We start from the raw sequence: 9,038 nt of genomic DNA, 5'->3' as shown, positions 1-9,038 counted from the left end.
GTCGGGGAGCGACGACCGGATCGAGGAGATCGACGAGGCGGAGACGCAACAACCGGGCGTCGCCGCGGTCGGACGGATCGCCGGACGGGCCGCCGATCGGATCGAAGACGACGCCGACGCCGACAACGCGATCTACCGCGCCTGGCGGGAGATGACCGAGTACCTCGACGTCGACAATCCCGAGGCGAGCACGCCCGCGGAGTTCGCCGACGCCGCCATCGAGGTGGGCATGGCTCCCGACGACGTGACCGAACTCACCCGCCTGTTCGAGGAGGTCCGCTACGGCGGCGAGGATCCAACCGAGGACCGATCGGAGCGCGCTCGACGGGCGCTCCGTCGGATTGAGGAGACGTACACGCCCGACGAATAAGTCACGCGTACGCCTCCGGATCCTCCTCGAACGTCCGGCGACACGAATCACGACAGAGAAGATACGTCTTCCCGTCGTACTCGACCTGTGCGGGGGCGACCGTCTCGTCGCCGTATCCCGTTTCACTGGGATCCTCGCTGTCGATCGACCGGCCGCAGACGACACACTCAGTGTCCATCTGCAGCCCTCCGATCGTCAGCCGTCCTCGTCGGTGACCGTTTCGGGCATCGCAATCCGTTCATCCTCGCGTGGTCGGCGGACGATCGGTATCGACCGTCGTGTACCGATGGTAGCGATCGCATGCCCCGGAGGATTCGACGTTCCACCGGAAGGCTCTTTGGTCGGTTTCCGGATCAACTACCGATCGCGGTGATAGTACGTCGCGATTCCACCCTCCAGCGTGGCGACGCACGTTCGTCCACGACGCTCGGGAACGATCGTTCCCTCGGCGGTGATGAACACCCGGCCCGAAAACGGCTGCCCGCAGACCGGACACGCCGCTGGCGGAGGTGGTGGCTCGACGACACCCGCCGATGTACCCGCATCGCCTGCCCGATACCGCCACCTCGGCTCCCCGTCATCCGTCGTTCGCTCGACACCGGGGATGGCCACCAGCACCGGCTGAACCTCATCGGTCCACCACTCGTCAGGGGCGTTTTCCGGTGTTCGGATCGTTCCCTGAAGGTCCGTCTCGCGCATCGTCCCACGTCCGAGCAGGACGGTGAACGCCCCGTGCGCCGCCCGTCGGACGTCCGACGGCGGGTTGAGCGCTTCGAGTGCGTGTTTGGCGCTCGCGAACGCCTCCGGATCGCCGAGTACGGCCCGCCCGTCGGCCCGTGGACGATCGGTTTCCCCATCCCACGTCCACGGGTTCCAGTCGTTCGGAATCGCGGCGTCCGAACCGAGTGCAGGCGTCGGTCCGTCGTCCGGAGGCGAGACGTCCGGAATCGACGCTAAGGCATCCCGGACGAACCCGTTCCACCATCGAACCGGCGAGTCGTAGTCCGCTGGGTGCGCGCTGTAGATCGCGTCGACGATCTCGGCTGCCGTCGCCGCCCCCCAGTAGCGAAGGAACGAGACCGTCGCCAGCAGGGCGTCCTCGCGATCGGCTCTGAGTCCCATCCGCTCGATCGACTCCCGGACGCGCTCGGGAACGTCGATCCGGTCGTCGGCCGTACCGTCCCCCGGAGCGGCGAGGACGCGACGGCCGCTATCTGTGAGCCGGACCGTCCCGTCGGCGGACTCGACGAGGTCGTTGTCCAGCAGGCCGTCCAGCCGATCGACGACCGACTCCGTCGGCTCGTCGAACGCGGCCGCCAGTTCCCGTTCGGACGCAGGGCCTTCCCCTAGCGTCGAGAGGAGTCGCTCGTCGAGCGGGGTTAGCTGCATCGAGTCCCTCGACGGACGTACCATCTCCGGGGCGTTGAACCTGCCGCCGACTCCTCTCAGGTGGCCCAGTCGCTACTCGATCGTCGGTCACCGGTCGTTCGTGCGTTCTCTGCAACCGCTGACGCTCGTGGGGAGCCGCCGCCGTGTGGCGTGTGCCGCTCTCGGACGCGGATCGCGTGTACGTCCGCCGTCGCATCGTCGACGACGGCGGCTCCGCCCACCGACGCCGGCACCCGGTCGAGGAGCGATCCTTCGAGGTACGACGGTCGCGTGCGTGCCAGCATCTCCCGGTCCGGTCGGGCCGTCAGCCGATGGGCGATGAGCAGGTCGGCCTGTGCGAGCGCCACCTCCGGAAGCGCCCCCGGTCGCTGGGTCGCGGCGACGAACCCGACCCCAGGGGATCGCCCCCTCGTGAGGAGCGTCCGGAGCGCCGGTTCGGCGACGCCCTCGAAGTAGACGTGCGCTTCGTCGAGCAACAACCACGGCAATCGGGTCATCTCCCCCGCGATTCGGGCGTCGTAGCATCCACGAGCGAGCGCGCGGACGACGGCGTTCGACGCGGCGGCCGGAAGCTGGGTGCAGTCGACGACGGTGGCCGAATCGACATCAACGTCCTCGGGACGCAGTCCGCCGGGATCGAAGACGCCCCACGAGTCGGCGAGTACGAGGTGGTTCTTCGCGGCTCGAATCGACGACCGGTCGGCGTCGGACCCCTCGACCGCGTCGGTCATTTCCTCAAGTGTGTCGGCCGCGGCGGCGGCCTGCCAGACGAGGGAGCCAGCTGGCGAGGCGTGATCGAGTCCGAGGAGATCACACCACGCGTCAGGCGGGATCGTATCGGCGCGGACGGTCGGCGTTCGAATTACCCGCGCGGGAACCGACGCTCCCGTGGCCGGTTCGACGAGTCCGTCGAGTGCGCCCATCGGGTCGACGACGATCGGCGCGACGCCCTCCGCTCGCGCGAGCCCCTCGGCGAGCACGCCGAGCGTGTGGCTCTTTCCCGATCCTCGTTTTCCCACGACGACGGCCGCGTGTGGACGTTCGACATCGAGACCAACCCGCGCGCCGTCGCTCCCGTCGGTCGCGCGATAGCGGCCAAGCCGAACGTGCTGGCCGCCCCGGTCGGCCGTCCGCTGGCCGAGCACCCGAACCATGGCACCACCTGGTCTCGTTCCGGTATTTGACCCTCCGTACGAGGGTACTTATGCGAGAGCGCGGCCAGGGAACCCATGCTCCGTCTGGCCAGTCTTCGCGCGGACGACCGCGCCATCGAAGGACTCCCCGTCCGACTCGTGATCGCGCTCGTCGTCGGCGTCGCGAGCCTCAGCGTCATGTTGAACATGCTGTCGGGAATCGAAGGGCTTGCGGTGACCGAACTCGACGCCAAGCCAACCCCGGAGGTCGTCGAACCCGGCGAACAGGAGATCGACATCGCCGTGGTCGATCCGGACGGCGGAACGGTCGCCGACGCGATGGTGATCGTCGACGCCGGAACGGCGTCCCTCGACGGCGTCCACACCGCGACGACCAACGAGAGCGGCGTGGCGTCGCTCACGATCGATCCCGATCTCCCCCCGAACGAGCGGCGCGGCTCGCTGGAGATCGACATCGAGCCACCCGCCGGAAGCGAGTACGAGGACAGACGCGAGAACACCGGGATTCTGGTGGTTCCGGCGGACTGACGATCAGTCGTCCTCCCAGTCGATCCAGTCGAGTTCCCAGCCCACTCCCCTACTCTGGCGAGCACGCTCGCGCTCCTCACGGGCCGTCCGGTTGCGTTCGAGCGCGTCCGCCTGCTCGCCCTCGACTAACAGCGGGTCGAAGGAGGTCGATCCGAACTCGGCGACGATGTCGCCGTCCTCGACGGCGACCAGCGTCTGGGGACCCGAACCCAGCGGGATAACGAGTCGTCCGCCCGGCGCGAGTTGATCGAGCAGTGCCCGTGGCGGCTCGATTGCGGCGGCCTCAACGAGGATTCGGTCGAACGGGGCGTACTCCGGCAGTCCACGGCCCCCGTCCCGACAGTCGACCAGGACGGCGTCGTAGCCCGCCTCCGCGAGGTTCTGCCGGGCGGCGTAGACGACCGGCCGGGTGATGTCGACCGCGTGAACGCGCTGTGCGCCCACCATCTCGGCGAGGACTGCGGCCGTGTAGCCGACGCCCGCGCCGACGACGAGCAGATCGTCATCCGCCCGGACATCGAGCGCTTCGATCAGCCGGGCGACGGTGCTCGGCGCGAGGACGCGCGTCCCCCGGAACTCCTGATCGCGGTCCTGATACGCCGTGCGCTCGTCTTCGACGAACGGTTCCCGCGGAACGCTCCGCATCGCGCTGGCGACGCGGTCGCTCCGGACGTGGCCCTTCGCCTCGTGCTCGAGACCGGCGACCATGTCGTCGCGAAGCACCGCGGGATCCATACCCCCCGGTCGGGGATAGACGGTAATCAATGGAGCGCTCCGGTGGCTACTCGCCGCCGCGCATCGGGACGAATCGGACGCCGCCGTGGTCCTCGCGGTCGATCGACCCGTCAGAGCGTTTCCGAAGCAGTACGAGCGTCTGCCAGCGGGAGCCGATCGGCCCGAGCAACCGCCCGCCGTCGTCGCGGACCTGATCGAGGACGCGCTCAGGGATGGCGCGAGCCGCACAGGTGAGGTAGGCCGCGTCGTACGGTGCGTGTGCAGGCCAGCCGGCATGTCCGTCACCGACCCTGATCGAGATGTCGCCGTAGCCGAGCGCTGTGAGGCGCGCTCGCGCCCGTTCGGCGAGCGACTCGTGGTACTCGACGCTGTAGACGTTCTCAGTGCCGACGACCTCCGCGGTGGCTGCGGCGTGATAGCCACAGCCGGTTCCGATCTCCAAGACGCGGTCGCCCGGATCGAGCGCGAGCAGATCGAGCATGATCCCGACCATGTGCGGCGCGCTGATGGTCTGGTCCTCGCCGATCGGGAGCGGCCGGTCGTCGTAGGCGTGTCGCCGTCGTTCCTCGGGGACGAACTCGTGACGCGGAACCGCACGGAGCGCGGCGGCCGTCGAGGCACGCTCGATTCGGCCCTGCTCGACGAGGTGGTCGACCATCCGATCGCGTCGGTCCGTGAAGTTCTCGGTCATCGTTGCGTTCCGCGTTCGATTTCGACGGTCACCACGCCGACCGGGCGGTCGTGTCGTCGCGACCGTAGAGGCGCTTTACGTCCTTTGCGAGCACCTCGTCGCCGCGCTCGTCGAGTTGGTCGCGGTCGTAGCCGACCGTGTCATCCCGGACGATCACGGACTCGACGGTGAACTCCTCGCCGTCGATCGATTCGGGCTGGCCGATCATGAACGCGTAATCGCCCGGAACGAGGATCGAGACGCTGCGGCTCTCGTCGTGGGTTCCGTCGTGGGGGTGAAGCGTCACGTCGACGGCGACGTTTCCCACGTCCCGCGCCCAGATCGTCCGAACGTCGGCCGCTCGGGCCGCTTCCGTTCGGGTTCCCTCGATCGTCTCCAGGCCCGTGATTCGGGCTTCGACGAGTGCCTCCTCGGTGTCGAGGACGAACTCCTCACCGATCGCGAGGCGCTCGTCTCTCGGAACGTCCGTCTGGGCGCTGAACGACTCGTCGTCCTGTGAGACGACGACGCGTCGATCGACCGTCCGCTCGCGTTCGATCGCGGTCTTGTGGACGTGATCGCACTCCGTGCATCGAACGGTCGCGTGCCCGCCGGGCGAGAGCACCTCGTGGACGGTTTCGAGATCGGGCGAACACGCGGGACAGACGAGAGCGAGCCGCGTTCCGGCGTTGAGGTCAGTCATGGACGGGCGTACTGGACGCGGACGTAAAACGTGTTCCTTCCGAAAACGAGAGCACGGAGAGGGAGGAATCGCCTCACGCCAGCACGTATCTGCCGTAGTCGGCGTGCTACGCGTCACCTCACAGGAGAACGCGGTCTACAGGTTTCCACGCAGGTGAACGCCGTCGTCGTCGATGTGGGCGATGGCGTCTTCTTGGAGCGGGTAGGTGTCGTCGTCGATGTCGCCCCAACCGAGTTTCGCCTTGATCGAGTCGGTCAGTCCCGGGTCGGGGTCGACGTGGGCGGTTCCGTGTCGAACCTCCGTCACCACGCCGATTTCGTCGCCGTGTTCGTTGTAGACGGTCTTGCCCCGATCGTCGTCGTGGATCGTCGTTCGACCGCTTCCCGATCCGTGACCGGATTCGGTCATCTCGCTTCCACCACGGTCCGTTGTTCCGTGGTGGTCGTGGTCTGTCATGCCCTCGTCGTGCTCTCCCATCCCCTCGTCGTGGTCTGTCATCCTCTCGTCGCGGCGGTCGTCGTCTCTGTTGCGTTCGCTCATGTATAATCACCCGGGCCGGACGAAACGACCGCGGCCGGCCCGACCACCGAGTTCGGTGGCCGGTCGGAAAAACCGGCCCGACCGTTCGATCGTTAGGCTCGGTCGGGGGACGGTTCATTTCGGATAGCGTGCGGGTAACCTGCTCGGAAGGCGGTTAGGTGAGGGCGGAACGGATGCCACGTCCGGCGTCTCTCACAGCTCTCGCCGCGTGGCGGGATCGTCGAGTTCCCACAGCCCTTTCGGGAGAAACGCGTCGAGGTTGTCGATCAGTCGACGATCGGTCTCGCCGAGTCCGTCGCAGTGTTCGCGAGCGGCGTCCCGTACGTCGACGTACAGTTCACCGTCCTCGACGCGGATGCCGAGTGGAAACACCGAACAGCGAGTCGGCTTCCAGTCGTGCTCGGCGTGCAGGCTGCACAGGCCGTCCGCGTCGAGAAACCGGCAGGCCATCCCGTCGTCGCCCACATTGTCGTGATCTTTCTCCGCCTTGCGGACGAAGTCCCGTCCCCGGACGCGGGTGGTCGCCTCCGCGATGTCCGCCCGCTCGGCCAACCCGACAAGATCACGGTCGTACAACAGGACGCCGTGGTGACAACACCACGTACAGCTATCGACGCACTCGAACGTCAGCGACGGATCGAACTCCACGACGACCTCACAGCCGGGATGGACCTCGACGCGGCGGTGAGGGGTATCGTCGTCGGAGACGCGCACGCTCGGCGTTCGGCCCGAACGGGTAAAAGAACGACGGGGACGGAGCGAGGATACGCATCCTCCCTGACACACCTTCCGGGGAGCAAATCGTTAACCCGCTGTGAGGAAACGGTCGATCATGGCCGACACGCTTTCGGCGGATCGACGGCGCGAGATCGAGACGTTCGTGACCGACTGGATGCACGAGGAGGAGATTCCAGGCGCGAGCCTCCTCCTGGTCGACGGCGAGGAGGTAATCTACGAGCGCGGGTTCGGCGCGCGCGACCTCGAACGCAACGAGCCAGCCACCCCGGAGACGCTCTACGGCTTCGCGTCGATCTCGAAGTCCGTGGCTGCGCTCGCACTGATGCAACTGGCCGAGGACGGCGATCTCTCGGTCGACGATCCCGTCTCCGAGTACGTCGACTACTACGACGACGCGCCGGGCGAGCCGATCACGATCGAGGGGCTGTTGACGCACACCTCGGGAATGCCGTCCACGGGTGCGGGGCTTATCTCGCAGTACTACGATCTCGAACCGGCGGGACCGATGGGAGATTGGGAGGACCACCGCTCGTGGGTTCGGCAGACGACCGATCTCCGAGCGATCGACAGGGACCGCTTTTTCTACTACAACACCGGCTACAGCGTCCTCTCACAGATCGTCGAAGCCGTCGATGGACGCCGGTACGCCGACTACGTGACCGAGGAGATCTTCGAACCGCTCGGCATGGAGCGCTCGACCTACGACCGCGAGGAGTTCGAGGGCGACGACGACGCCATGACGCCGTATCGCGTCCGGGACGGCGAGCGCGAGGAGGTCTCGTTCCCGTTCGGCGAGACGAGCCACGGCTCCGGCGGGATGCTCTCGTCGGTCCGCGAACTCTCCCGGTACCTCCGTGCGATGATGACCGACGGCGAGTTCGATGGGGGACGCGTCTGCTCGGCCGACAGCGTCGAGGAGCTACAGGCCCCCCGAACCACCCGTCTCCACCGACTGGACGGCGAGCCACAGCACTACGGCTACGGCTACATCCGCGAGCCGTTGCTCGACGACGAACTCATCGGCCACAGCGGTTCGATCCTCGTCTCGACGGCCTACATGGGCTATCTGGCCGATGAGGGGCTGGGCGTCATCCTGGCGTGTAACGCCTCACCCGAACGTCACCCGCGACAGATCGCTCCGGGTGTCCTCGCGCTCGCGCTCGGCGAGGAGCCGACGGCGGTTCCACAGCTCGCGCTCCGCGAGAAGCTCGAATCCGTCACCGGCCGATACGAGGGCTTCCGCGAGGGGATGGTCGCCGAGGTCGAGCGGGTCGGTGGCGAGCTTCGGATGACCATGAAATCCTCCTACGGCGATCGGGAGATCGGACTCCAGCCCGAGTCGCTCGACCCTGACGACACGACCTTCCGCACGACGCTGGCCTCCTCGGCGGAGGTGCCCGTCGAGTTCGACCTCGACGGCGAGACCGCCGACCTGTATCACATGCGGTACCGACTCCAGCGCGTCTGATCGCCCCGATCACAACGAATTTCGCCGATCACAACGAATTTCGCCGATCAGAACGAACCTCGCCGATCACAACGAACTTCGCGGGGAAACGAGTATCATCACGGAATGAGTACACGCGCCGTCTCGAATCGGGCACAGCGGTTCGTGATCGTCGGCGTGCTGTTTCTGGTGGCGTGGTCGATCGTCACCCTCCTCGACGTGCCGCGACGAACGACGAGCACGCTCGCGATCTACGGGTTCGTCCTCCACGTGATCTTCGGGAAGGCCTACGCGCTCGTACCGGCATACTTCGATCGCCAACTCGCCGTCCCGCTCGCGCCGGCACTCCAGCTTCCGTTAACCGCCGGCGGAACGGTCCTGCTCGCGATCGGTGGCGCTGGGGCGGGAACGCCCGACGTGACGGCGCTCGGCGCGGTCGCGTGGGCGATCGGGGCGGCGGTCTTTCTCGTCGCGATCGGCTGGACCGTCCGGGACAATCTCACGGGAACCGAGACGGGAACGGGACAGGCGAACGCCCACCGACGGCGGATCGATCGGGCGGCGAACGCCGTCTTCCCGGTCGTCCTCGCGTACCTCGCGGTCGGAGCCTACGACACGGCCATCGCCGCGGTCGGCGGTCCGACGATCCTCGCGGCGACGCCCAGCGCGGCGACCCACCTGCTCGCGGCGGGCGTGGGGGCGCTGATGGTGTTCACGGTCGGGTTTCGGTTGCTCCCCCGGTTGCTCGTCGCCGATCCGATTCC

The 9,038-nt window shown here is 67.4% G+C and carries 11 protein-coding genes and 1 pseudogene; 4 read left to right on the top strand and 8 right to left on the bottom strand.

Annotated elements, in window-relative coordinates; translation table 11 throughout:
* The coding region (locus QZT59_RS07310) for a DUF4129 domain-containing protein (protein ID WP_290813534.1) at positions 1-370 on the top strand (370 nt) is incomplete at its 5' end.
* Position 371: 1 nt separating this feature from the next.
* Here the strand turns inward: QZT59_RS07310 and QZT59_RS07305 are convergent.
* The 3 genes from QZT59_RS07305 to QZT59_RS07295 all read right to left on the bottom strand — a co-directional run bounded on the left by QZT59_RS07305 (position 372) and on the right by QZT59_RS07295 (position 2,913).
* Positions 372-548 (bottom strand): YHS domain-containing protein, encoded by a 177-nt coding sequence (locus tag QZT59_RS07305; RefSeq protein ID WP_290813531.1) that lies wholly within the window; start codon positions 546-548, stop codon positions 372-374.
* A 179-nt stretch (positions 549-727) separates the two neighbouring features.
* On the bottom strand, positions 728-1,759 hold the full coding sequence (locus tag QZT59_RS07300) for a hypothetical protein (protein ID WP_290813528.1): 1,032 nt from the start codon (positions 1,757-1,759) through the stop codon (positions 728-730).
* 56 nt (positions 1,760-1,815) lie between these two features.
* Positions 1,816-2,913 carry an ATP-binding protein gene (locus QZT59_RS07295; RefSeq protein ID WP_290813525.1) on the bottom strand — a complete coding sequence of 366 codons (1,098 nt, stop codon included), beginning with the start codon at positions 2,911-2,913 and terminating at the stop codon, positions 1,816-1,818.
* 75 nt (positions 2,914-2,988) lie between these two features.
* Here QZT59_RS07295 and QZT59_RS07290 point away from each other — a divergent pair, with 75 nt between their 5' ends.
* Positions 2,989-3,441: a hypothetical protein gene (locus QZT59_RS07290; RefSeq protein ID WP_290813522.1), complete on the top strand. Its 453-nt coding sequence runs from the start codon at positions 2,989-2,991 to the stop codon at positions 3,439-3,441.
* A 3-nt stretch (positions 3,442-3,444) separates the two neighbouring features.
* On the opposite strand, the gene QZT59_RS07285 is transcribed toward QZT59_RS07290, so the two are convergent.
* The 5 genes from QZT59_RS07285 to QZT59_RS07265 all read right to left on the bottom strand — a co-directional run bounded on the left by QZT59_RS07285 (position 3,445) and on the right by QZT59_RS07265 (position 6,803).
* Positions 3,445-4,176 (bottom strand): protein-L-isoaspartate O-methyltransferase, encoded by a 732-nt coding sequence (locus QZT59_RS07285; protein ID WP_290813519.1) that lies wholly within the window; start codon positions 4,174-4,176, stop codon positions 3,445-3,447.
* A 46-nt stretch (positions 4,177-4,222) separates the two neighbouring features.
* The gene (locus QZT59_RS07280; RefSeq protein WP_290813516.1) at positions 4,223-4,867 is read right to left on the bottom strand and encodes a protein-L-isoaspartate(D-aspartate) O-methyltransferase; all 645 of its coding nucleotides are present in this window, start codon (positions 4,865-4,867) and stop codon (positions 4,223-4,225) included.
* A gap of 28 nt (positions 4,868-4,895) precedes the next feature.
* On the bottom strand, positions 4,896-5,549 hold the full coding sequence (locus QZT59_RS07275; protein ID WP_290813514.1) for an HVO_0476 family zinc finger protein: 654 nt from the start codon (positions 5,547-5,549) through the stop codon (positions 4,896-4,898).
* A gap of 135 nt (positions 5,550-5,684) precedes the next feature.
* Positions 5,685-6,089: a hypothetical protein gene (locus QZT59_RS07270; RefSeq protein ID WP_290813511.1), complete on the bottom strand. Its 405-nt coding sequence runs from the start codon at positions 6,087-6,089 to the stop codon at positions 5,685-5,687.
* Between the two features lie 192 nt (positions 6,090-6,281).
* Positions 6,282-6,803, bottom strand: coding sequence for a YkgJ family cysteine cluster protein (locus tag QZT59_RS07265; protein ID WP_290813508.1), 522 nt, complete (start codon positions 6,801-6,803; stop codon positions 6,282-6,284).
* Positions 6,804-6,921: 118 nt separating this feature from the next.
* Here QZT59_RS07265 and QZT59_RS07260 point away from each other — a divergent pair, with 118 nt between their 5' ends.
* On the top strand, positions 6,922-8,295 hold the full coding sequence (locus QZT59_RS07260) for a serine hydrolase (RefSeq protein ID WP_290813504.1): 1,374 nt from the start codon (positions 6,922-6,924) through the stop codon (positions 8,293-8,295).
* A 105-nt stretch (positions 8,296-8,400) separates the two neighbouring features.
* A pseudogene (locus tag QZT59_RS07255) lies at positions 8,401-9,038 on the top strand (hypothetical protein); the annotation flags it as partial.

Source organism: Halovivax sp. (genome assembly GCA_007119345.1).
Classification (GTDB): domain Archaea; phylum Halobacteriota; class Halobacteria; order Halobacteriales; family Natrialbaceae; genus Halovivax.
Note: the sequence above shows the minus strand (reverse complement) of the source record. Positions and strands in the feature narration are given on the sequence as shown.

What these genes read in the sequence shown, in the direction of transcription:
- QZT59_RS07305 (WP_290813531.1), bottom strand. Translation starts at nt 548, where the DNA reads ATGGACACTGAGTGTGTCGTCTGCGGCCGGTCGATCGACAGCGAGGAT.
- QZT59_RS07295 (WP_290813525.1), bottom strand. Translation starts at nt 2,913, where the DNA reads ATGGTTCGGGTGCTCGGCCAGCGGACGGCCGACCGGGGCGGCCAGCAC.
- QZT59_RS07285 (WP_290813519.1), bottom strand. Translation starts at nt 4,176, where the DNA reads ATGGATCCCGCGGTGCTTCGCGACGACATGGTCGCCGGTCTCGAGCAC.
- QZT59_RS07270 (WP_290813511.1), bottom strand. Translation starts at nt 6,089, where the DNA reads ATGAGCGAACGCAACAGAGACGACGACCGCCGCGACGAGAGGATGACA.
- QZT59_RS07260 (WP_290813504.1), top strand. Translation starts at nt 6,922, where the DNA reads ATGGCCGACACGCTTTCGGCGGATCGACGGCGCGAGATCGAGACGTTC.
- QZT59_RS07275 (WP_290813514.1), bottom strand. Translation starts at nt 5,549, where the DNA reads ATGACTGACCTCAACGCCGGAACGCGGCTCGCTCTCGTCTGTCCCGCG.
- QZT59_RS07300 (WP_290813528.1), bottom strand. Translation starts at nt 1,759, where the DNA reads ATGCAGCTAACCCCGCTCGACGAGCGACTCCTCTCGACGCTAGGGGAA.
- QZT59_RS07280 (WP_290813516.1), bottom strand. Translation starts at nt 4,867, where the DNA reads ATGACCGAGAACTTCACGGACCGACGCGATCGGATGGTCGACCACCTC.
- QZT59_RS07290 (WP_290813522.1), top strand. Translation starts at nt 2,989, where the DNA reads ATGCTCCGTCTGGCCAGTCTTCGCGCGGACGACCGCGCCATCGAAGGA.